General features: G+C 72.6%; 12 protein-coding genes. 6 read left to right on the top strand and 6 right to left on the bottom strand.

The window, feature by feature from the left end:
- Positions 1–28 precede the first annotated feature (28 nt).
- On the bottom strand, positions 29–1225 hold the full coding sequence (locus AB0J46_RS44695) for a cytochrome P450 (RefSeq protein ID WP_364341470.1): 1197 nt from the start codon (positions 1223–1225) through the stop codon (positions 29–31).
- Between the two features lie 141 nt (positions 1226–1366).
- On the opposite strand from AB0J46_RS44695, the gene AB0J46_RS44690 reads away from it, so the two are divergent.
- The 3 genes from AB0J46_RS44690 (at position 1367) to AB0J46_RS44680 (ending at position 4730) form a co-directional block, all read left to right on the top strand.
- The gene (locus tag AB0J46_RS44690) at positions 1367–2884 is read left to right on the top strand and encodes an FAD-dependent monooxygenase (protein ID WP_364341468.1); all 1518 of its coding nucleotides are present in this window, start codon (positions 1367–1369) and stop codon (positions 2882–2884) included.
- A gap of 91 nt (positions 2885–2975) precedes the next feature.
- Complete coding sequence (locus tag AB0J46_RS44685; protein ID WP_364341466.1) at positions 2976–3929, top strand: NAD-dependent epimerase/dehydratase family protein; 954 nt, start codon at positions 2976–2978, stop codon at positions 3927–3929.
- Positions 3930–3980: 51 nt separating this feature from the next.
- On the top strand, positions 3981–4730 hold the full coding sequence (locus tag AB0J46_RS44680) for a sulfite exporter TauE/SafE family protein (RefSeq protein WP_364341464.1): 750 nt from the start codon (positions 3981–3983) through the stop codon (positions 4728–4730).
- Here AB0J46_RS44680 and AB0J46_RS44675 read toward each other — a convergent pair.
- From AB0J46_RS44675 to AB0J46_RS44665, 3 genes are all read right to left on the bottom strand, one after another.
- Positions 4727–5923, bottom strand: coding sequence for an FAD-dependent monooxygenase (locus AB0J46_RS44675; protein WP_364341463.1), 1197 nt, complete (start codon positions 5921–5923; stop codon positions 4727–4729). The genes AB0J46_RS44680 and AB0J46_RS44675 overlap by 4 nt on opposite strands.
- Positions 5920–6516, bottom strand: a complete 597-nt coding sequence (locus AB0J46_RS44670) for a PadR family transcriptional regulator (protein ID WP_364341461.1) — start codon at positions 6514–6516, stop codon at positions 5920–5922. The genes AB0J46_RS44675 and AB0J46_RS44670 overlap by 4 nt, the downstream gene beginning before the upstream one ends.
- 64 nt (positions 6517–6580) lie before the next feature.
- Positions 6581–7300 (bottom strand): hypothetical protein, encoded by a 720-nt coding sequence (locus AB0J46_RS44665; RefSeq protein WP_364341459.1) that lies wholly within the window; start codon positions 7298–7300, stop codon positions 6581–6583.
- A 198-nt stretch (positions 7301–7498) separates the two neighbouring features.
- Between AB0J46_RS44665 and AB0J46_RS44660 the strand changes: the two genes are divergently transcribed.
- Positions 7499–9058 (top strand): cellulase family glycosylhydrolase, encoded by a 1560-nt coding sequence (locus AB0J46_RS44660; RefSeq protein WP_364341457.1) that lies wholly within the window; start codon positions 7499–7501, stop codon positions 9056–9058.
- Positions 9059–9102: 44 nt separating this feature from the next.
- On the opposite strand, the gene AB0J46_RS44655 is transcribed toward AB0J46_RS44660, so the two are convergent.
- Positions 9103–9681, bottom strand: coding sequence for a helix-turn-helix domain-containing protein (locus AB0J46_RS44655; RefSeq protein ID WP_364341455.1), 579 nt, complete (start codon positions 9679–9681; stop codon positions 9103–9105).
- A 143-nt stretch (positions 9682–9824) separates the two neighbouring features.
- On the opposite strand from AB0J46_RS44655, the gene AB0J46_RS44650 reads away from it, so the two are divergent.
- Positions 9825–11354, top strand: coding sequence for an MDR family MFS transporter (locus AB0J46_RS44650; protein ID WP_364341625.1), 1530 nt, complete (start codon positions 9825–9827; stop codon positions 11352–11354).
- Positions 11355–11516: 162 nt separating this feature from the next.
- Positions 11517–14420, top strand: a complete 2904-nt coding sequence (locus AB0J46_RS44645; protein WP_364341453.1) for an AAA family ATPase — start codon at positions 11517–11519, stop codon at positions 14418–14420.
- On the opposite strand, the gene AB0J46_RS44640 is transcribed toward AB0J46_RS44645, so the two are convergent.
- A partial coding sequence (locus AB0J46_RS44640) for a M28 family peptidase (RefSeq protein ID WP_364341451.1) occupies positions 14417–16480 on the bottom strand: 2064 nt, incomplete at its 5' end. The two genes, AB0J46_RS44645 and AB0J46_RS44640, sit on opposite strands and share 4 nt — an antisense overlap.

Genomic DNA, 16480 nt, shown 5'->3' with positions numbered 1-16480 from the left:
GCCGCCGACAAAATCCGCGTGCGCGCCGCTACCAGGCGACCTCCAGCTGGGTCAGGCCGTAGACGACGTTGAAGGAGCGGAACTCCGGCGTGGAATCGGTCGGGCGCAGGCCGGGGAAACGTTCGAAGAGCGCGGGGAAGGCGATCTTCATCTCCATGCGGGCGAGCGGCGCGCCCAGGCAGTGGTGGACGCCGTGGCCGAAGGCGACGTGGCCGGGGGCGCCGCGGGTGATGTCGAGGGTGTCGGGGTCGGCGATGAAGCCGGGGTCGCGGTTGGCGGCGGGCAGCGAGCACAGGATCATCTCCCCCGCGCCGATGGTCCGCCCGGCCAGCTCGACCTCCCTGGACGTGATCTTGATCGTCCCGGAGTGGACGATGCTGAGCCAGCGCAACAGCTCCTCGACCGTCGCGTCGATGCGCTCGGGCTCCTTGCGCAGGAGTTCGAGCTGCCCGGGGTTGCGCAGCAGGGCGAGCGTGCCGAGCGAGAGCATGTTGGAGGTGGTCTCGTGCCCGGCGAGCAGCAGCAGGTTGCCGATGCCGACGAGCTCGCTGGTGGTCAGGTCGTCGCCGTGCTCGCGGATGAGCATGCCGAGCAGGTCCTCGCCCGGGTCGGTGCGCATGCGGGTGACCAGTTCGCGCATGTACGCCCGCGACTCGAAGCTGGCCGCCACCCGCTCCTCGACCGGCAGCGACAGGTCCAGCATGCGGCCGGACCGCCGCTGGAAGTCGGCGCGGTCCTCGTACGGCACGCCCAGCAGCTCGCAGATCACCAGCGACGGGATCGGCAGCGCGAACGACGACACCAGGTCGGCCGGGGAGCCCGCGGCCTCCATGGCGTCGAGGTGCTCGTGCACGATGTCCCGGATGCGGGGCTCCAGCCGCTTCATCCGGCGGATCGTGAACTCGGGCGTCAGCATCCTGCGCAGCCGGGTGTGCTCGGGCGGGTCCTGGCCGAGCAGGTTGCCCGCGCGCAGCTCGGCGAGCTGCTCCTCGGTCAGCTCGGGCGCTCCGGGCATGCGGGCGGAGCCCTGCCTGGCGAGCCTGAACCGGTCGGCGTCGCCCAGGACCTCGCGGACGTCGGCGTACCGGGTCACCACCCATGCCTCCAGGCCGAGGAGGGTGTCGATGCGCTTGATCCGTTCCTGGTCGCGCACCTCGCCCAGCTCGGGGGCCGGATCGAACTCCACCCGCCGCATGTGCAGCGGCACCGCCGAGGACTCAGTCATGGAACGACCGTAACAAGTCCGGCGGGCGTCCTCTAGATCGTTTCCGATCGGTGATCCGGCCGGGGTTTCGGCCCGACCTTGACGTGGGACGCGCGGCGCTTGGAGTATGCCGATGATCACCATGACGAATGGGAGCAAAGCGTGCGCCAGACCGACATACCGGTACTGATCGCCGGAGGCGGGCCCGTCGGGCTGGCGACGGCCGTGGAGCTGGCCCATCACGGCGTGCGCAGCATGGTCGTCGAGCCGCGCGAGAGCGTGTCGTGGCTGCGTCCGCGCGCCAAGACCACGTCGGCGCGGTCGATGGAGCTGCTGCGCAGGTGGGGGCTGGCCGAGACGGTGCGCGCCCGCGCGCCGCTCGCGGTGTCCTGGTCGGACGAGGCGGTCTTCACGACCGGCCTGCTCGGCCGCGAGATCACCAGGATCGGCGGCTGCTTCGGCCTCGACCTGACCGGCTCCGACCTGGCCGCCGAGCCGGGCCAGCAGGTGCCGCAGCCGATCGTCGAGGAGGTGCTGCGCGAGGCCGCCGGTGACGCGCTGCTCACCGGCTGGCGGGTGACCGGCCTGCGCGAGGACGCCGACGGCGTCACCGCCGACCTGGCCGCCGCGGACGGCGGCACCCGCCAGGTGCGCGCCGCGTACGTCGTCGGCTGCGACGGCGCCCGCAGCGTGACGCGCCCGGCCATCGGCGCCCGCTACGAGGGCCGCCAGGACGCCAGGCCCAACTTCAACGTCGTCTTCCGCGCGCCCGGCCTGGCCGAACGGGTGCCCCACGGCCCCGCCGTGCACTACTGGGTGCTGAACCCGGCCCAGCCCGGCATGCTCGGCCGGCTCGACCTGGAGGACCTGTGGTGGTGCATCGCCCAGGGCGTCCCGGCGGAGGGGACCGACCCGGTGCGCCTGGTCCGCAACCTGGTCGGGGCCGACGTCGAGGTCGAGATCCTGGCCACCGACCCGTGGACCGCGCGCATGCTGCTGGCCGACCGGTACGCCGGCGAGCGGGTGTTCCTGGCGGGCGACGCCGCGCACCAGAACCCGCCCTACGGCGGCCACGGCTTCAACACCGGCCTCGGGGACGCGGTCAACCTCGGCTGGAAGCTGGCCGCCGTCCTGAACGGATGGGCCCCCACGACCCTGCTGACCAGCTACGAGGCCGAACGCCGGCCGGTCGCGGCGGCCACGATCGAGGCCGCCGCCGCCAACATGGCCACGCTCGCGCCCGAACTGGCCGATCCCGCGCTGATGGGTTCGGACGCCGAGTTCGAGCGGGTGCGCCCGGCCGTCGCGGAGGCGGTGCGGCGGACCAAGGACAGCGAGTTCCACAGCCTGGACCTGGTGCTGGGGTACACGTACGCGGGGTCGCCGGTGGTGGCCCGCGGGTGCGGCGAGCGGCTGCCGCACCGGTGGCTCGCTCCGGGGGAGTCGCTCTACGACCGGCTCGGGCCCGGGTTCAGCCTGGTGGGCGACCTGTCGTCGGCGGAGGCCAAGGTGCTGGTGGAGCGGGCGGCCGAGCTGGGCGTGCCGCTGCGGGAGGTGGACCTGCCGGACGCGGCCGGCGCACTGGCCCTGGTCCGCCCCGACCAGCACGTGGCCTGGCGCCCGTCGCCGGGCCAGGACGCGGCCCACGCGCTGGACCTGGCGATCGGACGCTCTGCCTGATCGCCCCCTGGACCTGGCGATCGGCGTCCCGCCCGATCGCCTCCGGGCCCGGCGATCGGGGGGCCGGTTCGGGCCGGTCTAGGGTGGGGGCATGCGCGTAGTGGTGATCGGGGCGAGTGGGCACATCGGCACCTATCTGGTCCCGCGCCTGGTGGACGCGGGCCACGACGTGGTCGCGGTGAGCCGGGGCAAGCGGGAGCCGTACACGCCGCACGGCGCGTGGGAGCGGGTCGCCGGCGTGGTCGCCGACCGGGAGGCCGAGGAGGCCGCGGGCACGTTCGGGCGGCGGATCGCGGAGCTGGAGGCCGACGTCGTCGTCGACCTCATCTGCTTCACCGAGGCGAGCGCCCGCCACCTGGCCGGGGCGCTGGCCGGCCGGGTCCGGCAGTTCCTGCACTGCGGCACGATCTGGGTGCACGGCCCGAGCACCCGCGTCCCGACCACCGAAGACCGCCCGAAGCGCCCCATCGGCGAGTACGGCCGGCAGAAGGCCGCGATCGAGGCGTACCTGCTCGACCTGGCCGCTCGGGAGGGGTTCCCGGCCACGATCGTCCATCCCGGGCACATCACCGGCCCGGGCTGGATCCCGGTCAACCCGGCCGGCAACCTCGACCCGGCCGTGTTCCAGGCGCTGGCCGACGGTGCGGAGGTGCGGCTGCCCAACCTGGGCATGGAGACCGTGCAGCACGTCCACGCCGACGACGTCGCCCGGCTGTTCGTGGACGCGATGAACAACCCGGCCGCCGCCAGGGGCGAGAGCTTCCACTCGGTGGCCGTGACCGCGCTGACGCTGCGCGGCTACGCCGAGGCGGTGGCGGGCTGGTCCGGCCGGGAGGCGCGGCTGTCGTACCTGCCGTGGGAGCAGTGGCGGGAGACCGTGCCGGAGCACCACGCCCGCGTCACCTACGACCACATCGCGCACAGCCCCCACTGCAGCATGGAGAAGGCCGGGCGGCTGCTCGGCCACCGCCCCCGGCACACCTCGCTGGAGGCGGTCGCGGAGGCGGTCGACTGGCTGGTCCGGGCGGGCACCCTCACCCGCTGACCCCCACCTGACCAGCGAGCGCACCAGGGCCACGCACTAGAGTCACCCGCCATGACACCTTGGGAGATGGCCGCGGTCTTCGCGGCGGGCGTCGGAGCGGGGGGCATCAACGCCGTCGTCGGCTCCGGGTCGCTGATCACGTTCCCGACGCTGCTGGCCGTCGGCCTGCCGCCGATCACCGCCAACGTCTCGAACAACATCGGCCTGGTGCCCGGCGGCGTGACCGGCGTCCTCGGCTACCGCGCCGAGCTCAAGGGTCAGCGCGGCCGCCTGCTCCGGCTGGCCTCGGCCTCCGCGCTGGGCTCGCTGATCGGCGGGCTGCTGCTGCTCAACCTGCCGGAGCGCACGTTCACGGCGGTCGTGACGGTGCTGATCGGGTTGTCCTGCGTGCTGGTCCTGGCCCAGCCCAGGATCAGCCGGCTGCTGGCCAGCCGTCCGCGGCAGGCGCACGGCGGACCCTGGTTGTGGCTGGGCGTGCTGGCCGCCGGGGCGTACGGCGGCTACTTCGGCGCGGCGCAGGGCGTGCTGCTCATCGGGCTGCTCGGCATCTTCCTCGACGAGGAGCTGCAGCGCGTCAACGCCGCCAAGAACGTGTTGTCGCTCGTGGTCAACGCCACGGCCGCCGTCCTGTACACGCTGGTGGCCGACGTCGACTGGTGGGCCGTGCTGCTGGTGGCGCTGGGCTCGACGGTCGGCGGGTTCCTGGGGGCGCGGGTGGGACGCAGGCTGCCCGCGCCGGTGTTGCGCGGTGCGGTCGTCTGCATCGGGGTGGTGGCGATCGTCAAGCTGCTGACCGCTTAGGCGGTCACCGGCTCGTCCCAGTCGAGGTGGTGGCGCTGCTCGGGGCCGAGGGCGCGTTCGGGGGCCAGGAACGTCCGGGTGGCCAGCGGCATCATCAGCCGCATCATCGTGACGGCGAAGGGCCCGAGGGTCTTGCTGCTGTTCGTCCGGGAGGCGCGGGCGGCGACCCGCTCGACGCGGTCGCGGCGCAGCCGTACGTAGGCGTCGAACGCGGCGGGCGCGGCGGGCAGGTCGCGCAGGCAGCGGGCGAGCTGGACGGCGCTCTCGGCGGCCAGCGAGGCGCCCTGCCCCGAGCTGGGCGAGGGTGCGTGCACCGAGTCGCCCACCAGCACCATCCTGCCGCGGTGCCAGTGCGGGACGCTCGGCATGATCTCCACCGTGCCGAGCGCCACCAGGTTCTCGGGGGACGTGTGCCGCACCAGCTCCTGCCCCGGCTCCTCGCCCGCGAAGAGCTCGCCCAGGCGGCGCAGCCAGTCCCCGGCCGGCACCCGGCGCGCCTGCGCGGACGTCGTCGGCTCGGCGTGCGGCACGTTGCAGAACCAGGCCGTGCGCCCGTCGGGCTGCACCCAGTAGCCGAGGAACGCCCGCCGCCCGAACACGAAGCAGGACGCCTGCTTCCCGGCCGGCACGGCGACGTCGGCCAGGCCGCCGAAGTTCAGCAGGGGCACGTGGCGCGGCCCCGGCGCGGCCGGGTCGATCAAGGACCGGACCACGGAACGGATGCCGTCGGCCCCGACCAGGATGTCGGCGCTCGCGCTGCCGCCGTCGGCGAAGCGCGCGGTGACGCCGCCGGGGTGCTCCTCGACGCCGACCAGGCGGCGGCCGTACTCCGTGCGGATGCCGGCGGCCAGGGCCCGGTCGCGGATCGCGCCGTAGAGCTGCGAGCGCCACATCGCCTGGCTGGGCGGCAGGTCGGGCAGGCCGGCCAGCTCGCCCATGCGCCTGCCCGCGCCGTCGCGGACGACCGTGTGCGCCACCGGCTGGCCGACCGCCCGGACGGCCTCCTCGGCGCCGACGGCCCGCAGCGCCGCGAGCCCGTTCGGGGCGATCGTGAGCGTGCCGCCGACGCCCTCCGCTCCCCGGTCGTACGCCTCGTACAGGGTCGCCTCGATCCCCGCGCGGCGCAGCGCCATCGCGGTGACGGGGCCGGCGATGCCCCCGCCGATCACCAATGCCGTGCTCACTGCTGTCATTGCCGACTCCCGAACATCTCGTGCCAGGTCCTGGCGTAGTCAGGTGCGCCGAGGGACTCGATGAGGCGGGCGACGAAGGCCAGCTCGGCGTCGAGCACCGCGAGGCGGTAATCGTCCTCCACGAGGAACACCCAGGCCACGCCGCCCGCGCGGGCGGCGTCGGCGGTCCGGGCCAGCTCGGCCCGCTGGGCGGTCATCGCCGCCGCGCGCCGCTCCAGCAGCCCGACGGCCTCGGCCGGGTCGAGCACGCTGATCAGCGACAACGCGACGCCGAAGTGCGGATAGTCCTCCTGCGGCGTCGAGACCAGCTCGCGCAGCCAGTCGTAGAGCTCCGCGCGGCCCTCGCCGGTGAGCTCGTAGAGCGTGCGCTCGGGCCGCTCGGTGTCGCGGACGGTCTCCCGCTCGACGATGAACCCCGCCTTGGCGAGCTGCTTGACGACCATGTAGAGCGAGCCGCGGTTGTACTTGAAGCTCTTGTCCTTGTCGGTCTCCTGCAGACGGCGGCCCAGCTCGTACGGGTGCATGGGCTCGACCAGCAGGAACGCCAGCACCGCCAGCGCGAGCGGGTTGGCCACCTTGCGGCGCTTCTCCATCGCAGTCCCCTTTAGTTGATGTCAACTATCCATTGTCGGCTAGTTGATGTCAACTATAGAGGAGTCAGCCCGCCATCCCCACGAGGAACGCCGCCGGGACCAGCGCGAACGTGAGCACGAGCGCCCACCAGCGGGGCGCGGGGCCCGTGCGGAGCACTGCGACGCCCATGGGCACCAGCGCGACGACGAGCCCGGCCAGCCCGGCCAGCGCGACCGGGTCGCTGCTGCCCTTGAGCACGCCGAGCGGCAGCCCGGCCGCCAGCGCCAGCGCGACGCACCTGACCACGCCGGCCGGCCCGGCCCCGAGGGCCCCGGCACGGAAGGCGCCCACGGCCAGCACGACCCAGCCGCCCATGATGCAGACGTTGACCGCCTTGAACACGTGGAAGGCCCCGTACGTGCCGGCGACCACCCGCTCGGCCGCCGCCGGGCCGAGCGCGTCCACCAGCTGGAACGCCAGATGGCTCACCCCGGCGTGGAACACCCTGCCGAACAGCCCCAGCACCGCCAGCGTCACACCCCACCCGGCCAGGGCCGGATGGGTGACGGCGATCACCCGGCCGAGCGCGGTCACCGCCGGCCACAGCAGCACGGCGCCCGCGGCGTACAGGCTGTAGGACAGGGCCATGCGGCCCGGGTCGGCGGCGTAGGCGGCGAGCTGGCCGGGGAAGAAGTCGTCGGCGCCGAGGCGGACGAGGACTCCGGCGAGCAGCAGCACCGGTCCGAGCACCAGCCCGGCGCCCTCCACCCAGCGCCCGGGGATGGTCATGCGCGTGATCGTCATGCCCGCCATCCAAGTGACGGACGCGTCCGGGCACATTGGCGCGGCCGCGAGGATCCGCACTCCACCTGGCACTACCACGGCATGAAAGTTTCAGGCGTTCCCGCAGTTCAGAGGGGTTGACGGGCGTCCTCGCATTGACGTGCCCGAACGCGGCGGCCGAGCATGACGCCGCGTTCCCCCTCGCGGAAAGGGACCCCCATGCAGACCTCGAAGGCGGCACTGACCGCCCTGGCCACGGTGGTGGCCGGAGCGGCTGTCGCCGTCGCGCTGACCACCACCCCGGCGGGCGCGGCGACCGGAACAGGGACCGGCTACCTGCACACCAGTGGCAACAAGATCCTCGACAGCACCGGGGCGACCGTCCGGCTGACCGGGATCAACTGGTTCGGGATGGAAACTGATAACAAGACCTTCCACGGCCTGTGGTCGAGCAACCCCTGGAAGAGCCAGATCGACAAGATGGCCTCGCTGGGCTACAACACGCTGCGGGTGCCGTACTCCAACGACGCGCTCAAGCCGGGGGCCACCGCCACCGGGATCAACGACTACGTCAACCCCGACCTGGTCGGCCTGTCCCCCATGCAGATCCTCGACAAGGTCGTGGACTACGCGGGCGTCAAGGGCATGCGGATCATCCTCGACCGCCACCGCCCGACCGCGGCCGGCCAGTCCCCGCTCTGGTACGTCAGCGCCACCCCCGAGAGCACCTGGATCAACGACTGGAAGACCCTGGCCCAGCACTACGCGAACAACCCGACGGTCATCGGCGCCGACCTGCACAACGAGCCGCACGCCGAGGGCACCAACCCCAACGCGACCGGCGCCTGCTGGGGCTGCGGCGACCAGGCCCGCGACTGGCGCCTGGCGGCCGAACGGGCGGGCAACGCGGTCCTGGGCGTGAACCCCAACTGGTTGATCTTCGTCGAGGGTGTGAGCTGCCCGAGCGGCGGACTGTCGAACGTCTGGGACAACGATCCCGGCAATGACGAGGACTGCGGCTGGTGGGGCGGCAACCTGTCGAAGGCCGGCCAGTACCCGGTACGGCTCAACGTCGCGAACCGCCTGGTCTACTCACCGCACGAGTACGCCACCTCGGTCTACCACCAGACCTGGTTCGACGCCCCCGACTACCCCGCCAACATGCCCGCCATCTGGGACAAGTACTGGGGCTACCTGTGGAAGCAGAACATCGCGCCGATCATGATGGGCGAGTTCGGCACCACGCTGGCCTCGAACGTCGACAAGATCTGGCTCCAGGAGCTCATGAAGTACACCGGCACCGGGGTGAACGGCATGTCGTTCACGTACTGGTCGTGGAACCCGAACTCGGGCGACACCGGCGGCATCGCCAATGACGACTGGACCACGATCAACCAGGCCAAGCAGGACATCCTGCAGCCGTACCTGATCCCACCGGCCGGGGGCGGGGGCAATCCCACGACGTCGCCCACGGCGAACCCGCCGGGGCAGTGCACGGTCGGCTACAAGCAGACCAACGCCTGGCAGGGCGGCTTCCAGGGCGAGGTGACGGTGAAGAACACCGGGACGTCCCCGATCAACGCCTGGACCGCGAGCTGGACGCTGCCCGCGGGCGTCACCCTGAACAACGCCTGGAACGCGGTGGTGACGGTCTCGGGCACCACGTGGACCGCCAAGGGGCCCGACTGGGCGCGGAACCTGGCGCCGGGGGCGTCGGTGGTGATCGGCTTCACCGCCAACGGCACGGCCGCCACCCCCGCGAACACCACCTGCTCCTGACGCGCCCCACTCCCGCCCGCGTTCCCCCATCGGGACGCAGGCGGTCAGCTGAAGGGGCGGGACATCTCGTCGAGCATCTCGGCCATGACCTCCCGCAACGAGCGCGCCTGGCGCTCCTCGACCCACAGGTGCGACCCGAGCCGCAACGCCGTGAGGAAGCCGGCCGCCATCACCTGCGGACGCACCGGGCTCTCCCGCTCGGAGATCGCCTGGGCCAGGTCGCGCTCCAGCGCCGCGTGGTTGGCGAGCTGCCGGGCCAGCAGCGACGGGTGCCGCTTGGCCAGGCGGGCGCGCACGGCCCACTCCCGCGCCGGCTCGCCCACCTCCTCGAACACGTCGTCGATCGCCCCGCAGAGCGCCTGCCAGGCGGTCCGGCCGGCCGGCTGGGCGCGCACCTTCTCGACCAGGTCGCGGATGCGCTGCTCCTCGCCGTAGAGGACGGCGTCCTCCTTGCCGGCGAAGTAGTTGGAGAACGTGCGGCGCGAGATGTTCGCGGCGTCGGCGATGGTCTCGACCGTGACGGCGTCGAGGCCGTGCTCCCCGACCAGCCGCATGGCCGCCTCGTGCACGGCCTGCCGCGTCTCGGCCTTCTTGCGTTCGCGCAGCCCGCCGGTGCTGTCCATGATGCGCCAAGCCTACCGTCCGGGAATATATGCTCAGCGGGCAAACTTTCCCATTGGGCATTGTTTTACGTAGGAGGAGGCCGCGCATGAGCGCACCGACCGTCCCGGCCGCGCCGCCGGGCCAGATGAGCCATCGGCAGATCATGGAGGCCCTGAGCGGGCTGCTGCTGGTCCTGTTCGTGGCGATGATCAGCGGCACGATCGTGTCGGTCGCGCTGCCGCAGATCATCGGCGCGCTGAACGGCACGCAGTCGCAGTACACCTGGGTGATCACCGCTTCGCTGCTGGCGTCCACGGCCTCCACCCCGATCTGGGGCAAGCTGGCCGACCTGTTCAGCAAGAAGCTGCTGTTGCAGATCTCTATCGTGATCTTCATGGTCAGCTCGGTGGCCTGCGGCTTCGCCCAGGACACCGCCCAGCTCATCGCCTTCCGCGCCCTCCAGGGCCTCGGCATGGGCGCGCTGCAGGTCCTGGTCCAGGTGATCATCGCGGCGATGATCAGCCCCAAGGACCGGGGCAAGTACAACGGCTACCTCGGCGGCGTCATGGCCGTCGCGACCGTGGCCGGGCCGCTGCTCGGCGGCCTGATCGCGGACACCTCCTGGCTCGGCTGGCGCTGGTGCTTCTTCGTGGCGGCGCCGTTCACCGTGGTCGCCTTCTTCCTGCTGCAGAAGACCCTGCGGGTGACCCACGTGCGCCGCGAGGGCGTCAAGGTCGACTACGTCGGCGCCACGCTGATCGCGGTCGGCGTGAGCGTGCTGCTCATCTGGGTGACCTTCGTCGGCAACTCCTTCGACTGGCTGTCCTGGCAGACCGCCGCGATGGTGCTCGGCGGCGTCGCCGTCCTGGCGGTGGCGACCTGGGTGGAGACCGTGGTCAAGGAGCCGGTGGTGCCGCTGCACGTCATCCGCCGCCGTACCCCGGCGCTGGCCATCCTGGCGAGCCTCGCGGTGGGCATGGCGATGTTCGGCGGCTCGGTCTTCCTCGGCCAGTACTTCCAGATCGGCCGCGGCTACAGCCCGACCGAGGCGGGGCTGCTGACGATCCCGATGATGCTCGGCGTGCTGCTGTCCTCGGCGATCTCCGGGCGCATGGTGTCGAGGAGCGGGAACGTCAAGCCGTACATCGTCACCGGGGCGGTCGTGCTGACCGCCGGGTTCCTGGTGCTGTCCACGATGGACCACCAGACCTCGCTCGTGCTCATCGCCGGCGCGATGGTGCTGGTCGGCGCGGGCGTCGGCATGTCGATGCAGAACCTCGTCCTGGCGATCCAGAACACCGTGCCGCTGCGCGAGCTGGGCGCGGCCAGCGGGGCCGTGACGTTCTTCCGCTCGCTGGGCGGCACGGTGGGCGTGTCGGTGCTCGGCGCGGTGCTGGCCAACCAGGTCGCGACCGGCATCGCCGAAGGGCTGGCCAAGGCGGGCATCGACCCGGCCAAGGCGGCCGCGGGCGGCAGGAGCACGCTCAACATCGCGGCGCTGCCGGAGCCGTTCAAGGGCATCGTCAGGGCCGCGTACGGCGACGCCACCGGGCACATCTTCCTGATCTCGGCGGGCATCGCCGTGATCGGCGTGATCGCCACCCTGTTCCTCAAGCCGGCCAAGCTCCGCGACAGCGTGGACCTGGCCGAACCCGCCCCGGCAGGGGACGGCAGGACCCCCGTCGCCTCCTGAGGCGCCGCCCGCGCGCGACGGGGCGGCCGAGGGCGCCGGGATCACCGGCGCCACCAAGGGCACGGCATTTGACCGGAAAACAGAGGGTTGACCCGCGCTGACCCGTGATGGATAACAGTATTCCGACAGGGGGAGTAAACCTGCACTGTTACGGAGACCCCGATGACAAGCCTGGCTTCTCCTGGGTTGATCGGGCGTGACGCCCAGTTACGCTCACTCGTCGACGCCATCACCGGCCCTCCGGCCGTCATCCTCGTGCAGGGCGAGGCGGGCATCGGGAAGACCCGGCTGGTCAGGGCCGCGCTCGACCTGTTGCCCGATGGCGAACGCACCGTCCTGATCGGCCATTGCCACCAGATCCGCGAGCCGTTCCCGTACGGCCCGGTGTTCGACGCGCTGCGGCACGTCGGGTGCGCGCTGCCGGAGACGGGCACGCTCAACCCGGTCACCGGCGCCCTGCGCGGCTACCTGCCGGAGCTGGCCGGGCACCTGCCGCCGGTGCCGTCGCCGCCCCCGCTGGACGACCCGCGCGCCGAGCGCCACCGCCTGTTCCGCGCGGTGCACGCGCTGCTGGCCGCCGCGGCCCCGGCGGTGCTGGTGATCGAGGACCTCCACTGGGCCGACGACGGCACCCGTGACCTGCTGCGTTTCCTCACCGACCAGCCGCCGGCGGGGCTCGCGCTGGTGGTGACGTTCCGCCGGGAGGGGCTGCCGGTGCCGGGGCTGCCGTTCGGGCGCGCGTACCGGCGTCCGCCGGGGGTGCGCAGCGAGGTGATCTCGCTGACGCCGCTCGACGTCGAGGGGGTGCGCCGCCTGACCGGGGCGCTGCTCGGCCGTTCGACGCTGACCTGCGACTTCGTCACGAAACTGCGCGACCGCACGGCGGGGGTGCCGTTCGTGATCGAGGAGGTGGTGCGCTCGTTGCTCGACGACGAGGGCCAGTTACTCGGCGGCGAGGAGGAGCCGGAGGTCCTGGAGCGCATGGCGGTGCCGCTGCTGCTGCGCGAGGCGATGACCGAGCAGCTCACCGGGCTCTCGCCGGCCGCGCTGCACGCCGTGCACGCCGCCGCCGTGCTCGGGCTGCCCGCCGACGAGCAGCTCATCGCCGCCGTCTCCGGCCATCCCCTCGGCGACGGGCTCAGCCAGGCGCTCAAGGCGGGCGTGCTGCTCGAACAGCACGACGGCCAGTACAGCTTCCGCCACGCCCTCGCCCAGCAGGCCGTCTACGACGCGATCCCGGGCCCCGACCGGCGGCTCACCCACCAGCGGGCGGTGACCGCGCTGTCCGCCCTCGAACCGCCGCCGCTCGTCCAGCTCGCCTACCACGCCAGGCGGGCGGGCGACTTCGAGTCCTGGCAGCGGCACGGCCCGGCGGCGGCCGACCACGCCGCCGCCATCGGCGACATCCCGCTCGCCGTCGAGGTGCTGGCCGGCATGCTGGCCGACCCGAAACTGCCGCACGACGCGCGCGGCCCGCTCGCGCTGCGGCTCAGCCGGGTGGCCGCGATCGGGCTGTCCTACCGGCGCGTGGTGCGCTCGCTGCGCCACCTGCTGGCCGAGGACTTCCTGTCCCGGCACGTACGCGGCGAGGCCCGGCTCAACCTGGGCGTGCTGCTGTCCAACCAGGCGGGCGTGGTCGCCGCCGGCCGCCAGGAGATCCTGCTCGCCCTGCCCGACCTGCACGACCGGCCGAGCCTGGCCGCGCGCGGGCTGGCGCTGCTGGCGATGCCCGCCTGGGGCGGCGAGCCGCTGGCCGTCCACGAGGAGTGGATGAACCGGGCGGAGAAGCTGCTGGCCACGGTCGAGGACCAGGATCCGGAGCTGACCGCCGCCGTGCACGCCAACAAGATCAGCCTGGCCATGATGCTGGGCTCGCCGGACGCCTTCGACCTGGCCGCGACGCTGCCCGCGAACGACCCCTCGGCGGCGGTGCGCAGGCAGGTGGCGCGCGGCTACGCCAACCTGTTCGACTCGGCCATCGCGCTCGGCCACTACGCGGCGGCCGAGCGCTTCGCCGACCAGAGCAGGCGCATCGCCGAGGAGACCGGCGCGCAGTACCCGGTGTTCCTGGTGGAGATGTCCTCGATCCGGCTCGCCCTGCTCACCGGCCGCTGGGAGGGCCTGCGCGAACGGGCCGTCGCGGCGGTCGAGATGACGGCCGAGGCACCGCTGCTGGCCGTGGACGCCCGGCTCGCGCTGGGCATGCTGGCCCTGGCCAGGGGCGAGTGGGAGGAGGCCGCCGAACACCTGGTGGCGGCGGGCGTCAACGACGTGGAGTCGGGGTTCCTGCCGGTCGCCGCCGTGGCCTCGGGCGGTCTGATCGAGCTGCACCTGACCCGCGACTGCCCGCACGAGGCGCTGGCCGAGGCCGAGCGGGCGGTGGCCAGACTGCGGCGCAAGGGCATGTGGGTGTGGGGCGACCAGCTCGTGCCCCCGGCCGTGACGGCGCTGCTGAGGGCCGGACGGGCGGAGCAGGCCGAGGACCTGGTGGCCGAGTTCGCGGCGGGCATCGAGGGCCGCGACGCGCCCTCCGCGCACGCCGGCCTCGACGCGGCGGCCGGCGCGCTGGCCCTGGACCGGGGCGCGTACGAGGAGGCGGCCAGGTGCTTCGCCAGGGCGCGGGCCGCGTACGAGGCGATGCCGAGGCCCTACACCGTGGCCAGGACGGCCGAGTCCGAGGCGGCGGCCCGGCTGGCGACGGGCGACCGGGCACGGGCCGCCGATCTGATCGCGGACGCCTGCGAGCGGTACGCCGGCCTGGGCGCGACCCACGACGCCGCCCGCTGCCGCCACCTGCTGCGCGAGATCGGGCCGGGCAGCGCGCCGCGCAGGGGCAGGAAGGGCCGCAGCGGGGTGTTGTCGCCGCGGGAGGCCGAGGTGGCCAGGCTGGTCGCGCTGGGCCGGACGAACCGGGAGATCGCCGAGGTGCTGTTCCTGTCCCGGCGGACGGTGGACACGCACGTCGCGCGGGTGCTGCAGAAGCTCGGCGTGCGCACCCGCAACGACGTGAAGGAGCCCCGGCCGGATGACCGGCCGGGGCTCGCTACCCCTGATTCCGACGGTTAGACCGTGATGCTCCAGCTGTCCAGGAAGCCGGTGTCACCGAGGTAGACGTCCTCGATGTCGAGCGTCCAGGTGCCGGCGGCCTGCTGGCTGACCGGGATCGAGAAGGTCCTGGTGCCGTACTGCGTGCAGGTGGTGCCGCCGTAGGCGTCGACCACGTACCAGGTGCCGTTCGGGCCGCGGAGCCAGATGTCGAGGTCCTCGGCGCAGGTGTGGCTGATCGTGATGGACACCTTGACCGGGGAGGCCGCGGTGCCCGTCGCGGTGGACGTGATCGAGCTCTGGGTGTTGGAGTAGTCCCTGATCTGGTAGTCGGTGTCGTTGGTGAACGTCCGGCCACCCGAGGTGCCCTGGACGGTCAGCGCGTACGACGTGGTGTGCGTCGCCGTCTCGCCGGTGCCGGTCACGGTGATCGTGTAGCTGCCCGCCGGGGTGGTGGGCGAGGTCGCGATCGACAGGCTGGACGAGCCGCCCGACGTGATGCTGGCCGGGTTGAACGAGGCCGTGGCGCCGGTCGGCAGGCCGCTCGCGGACAGGTTCACCGTCTGGGCGGTCCCGTTCGTGGTGGTCGAGCCGATCGTCGTGGTGGCGGTGGAGCCGGCCTGCACCGTGCCCGAGCCGGGGTTGGCGGAGAGCGAGAAGTCACGCGGCTGGGTGGTGCCGCCGACCGCCTGCTTCCAGATGGCGTACGCCGCGGCGTCCGCCGCCCGGTCGAGGACGGTGTCGTTGATGTTGGAGGTGGTGTCGCAGGAGGAGTGGTAGCAGGAGTCGTAGGCCCGGTTGGCCGTGCCGCCCCACTTGGTCGCCTGCGCCGACGTCTTGGTGGCGCTCGCGCCCGCCGCCACGCCCGAGCTGGCGATGCCGGCGTTGCGGAAGGAGGCGTCGTCGGACCGGTTGGCGCCCTCGGTGTTCTCCTCAGGCTGCAGGTTCAGCTTGTCGTAGAACTCCTTCAGGTAGGACGCGCCGGTGGTGGTGATGTTGTTGATGAAGTAGCCACCGTTGGGCGAGCCGACCATGTCGTAGTTGTAGTAGACCTTGATCTTCGACCGGTCGGTCGAGCTGAGCGAGGCGACGTAGGCCTCGGAGCCGTTCAGGCCCTGCTCCTCGTCGGTCCACCAGCCGAACCGCACGTGCTTGGTGAGCGTGGGGTTCTTCTGGGCCAGGGTCAGCGCGACCTCCAGGAGGGTGGCCGAGCCGGAGCCGTTGTCGTTGATGCCCGGTCCCGCGGACACGCTGTCCAGGTGGGCGCCGGACATGATGACCTGGTTGGCGTCGCCGCCGGGCCAGTCGGCGATCAGGTTGGGGCCGGCGCCGCTGGTGCAGTAGGAGACGCTGCAGGTCTGGCGGGTCACGGTGTACCCGGCCGCCTGGAGCTTCTGCTCGACGTAGGAGACCGACTGCAGGTAGCCCTGGCCGGTGGACCTGCGGTTGCCGCCGTTCGCGGTGGCGATGCTCTGGAGCTGCGCCAGGTGCGTCTTGACGTTGGCGACGCTGACGTCAGGCGGGTCCTGGCCGCCGGGGCCGCCGCCGCCCACCGTCAGGGTGTACGTCGCGGTGTGCGTGGTCGAGCCGGTGCCGGTCACGGTCACCTGGTAGGTGCCCTGGGCGGTGGAGGCGCCGACCGACAGGGTCAGCGTGGAGGAGTTGCCCGAGGTCACCGAGGCCGGGTTGAAGCTGGCGGTGGTGCCGCTGGGCAGCCCGGAGGCGGTCAGGTTGACGGTCTGGGCGCTGCCCGAGGTCGTCTGGGTGTTGACCGTGGCCGTGGCGGTGCCGCCGGGCTGGGCGCTGCCCGAGGACGGGTTGAGCGTGAGGGAGAAGTCGGGGCCGGCGGTGCCGCAGGCGGGCTCGCCGGAGGCGGCGGCGACGCTGACGGCGCTCCAGGCGGCCTTGGTGCTGTTGCACTCGGCGCTGTTGGCGCCGTACAGCTCGATGGCCGCGGCCACCGAGGCCGAGCGGATGTTGGCGTAACGCCAGGAGGAGGTCTTGCGGTTCAGGGCCCCCATGTAGATCTTGCCGGCCTTCTGGATGCTGACGCCGGTCACCGAGGACGGGCCGCCGGAGCA

This window comes from Nonomuraea sp. NPDC049758 (assembly GCF_040674635.1).
GTDB lineage: Bacteria > Actinomycetota > Actinomycetes > Streptosporangiales > Streptosporangiaceae > Nonomuraea.
This window is presented reverse-complemented; position numbering and strand designations above follow the sequence as displayed.

What these genes read in the sequence shown, in the direction of transcription:
- AB0J46_RS44695 (WP_364341470.1), bottom strand. Translation starts at nt 1,225, where the DNA reads ATGACTGAGTCCTCGGCGGTGCCGCTGCACATGCGGCGGGTGGAGTTC.
- AB0J46_RS44685 (WP_364341466.1), top strand. Translation starts at nt 2,976, where the DNA reads ATGCGCGTAGTGGTGATCGGGGCGAGTGGGCACATCGGCACCTATCTG.
- AB0J46_RS44680 (WP_364341464.1), top strand. Translation starts at nt 3,981, where the DNA reads ATGACACCTTGGGAGATGGCCGCGGTCTTCGCGGCGGGCGTCGGAGCG.
- AB0J46_RS44675 (WP_364341463.1), bottom strand. Translation starts at nt 5,923, where the DNA reads ATGACAGCAGTGAGCACGGCATTGGTGATCGGCGGGGGCATCGCCGGC.
- AB0J46_RS44670 (WP_364341461.1), bottom strand. Translation starts at nt 6,516, where the DNA reads ATGGAGAAGCGCCGCAAGGTGGCCAACCCGCTCGCGCTGGCGGTGCTG.
- AB0J46_RS44665 (WP_364341459.1), bottom strand. Translation starts at nt 7,300, where the DNA reads ATGACGATCACGCGCATGACCATCCCCGGGCGCTGGGTGGAGGGCGCC.
- AB0J46_RS44660 (WP_364341457.1), top strand. Translation starts at nt 7,499, where the DNA reads ATGCAGACCTCGAAGGCGGCACTGACCGCCCTGGCCACGGTGGTGGCC.
- AB0J46_RS44655 (WP_364341455.1), bottom strand. Translation starts at nt 9,681, where the DNA reads ATGGACAGCACCGGCGGGCTGCGCGAACGCAAGAAGGCCGAGACGCGG.
- AB0J46_RS44650 (WP_364341625.1), top strand. Translation starts at nt 9,825, where the DNA reads ATGGAGGCCCTGAGCGGGCTGCTGCTGGTCCTGTTCGTGGCGATGATC.
- AB0J46_RS44645 (WP_364341453.1), top strand. Translation starts at nt 11,517, where the DNA reads ATGACAAGCCTGGCTTCTCCTGGGTTGATCGGGCGTGACGCCCAGTTA.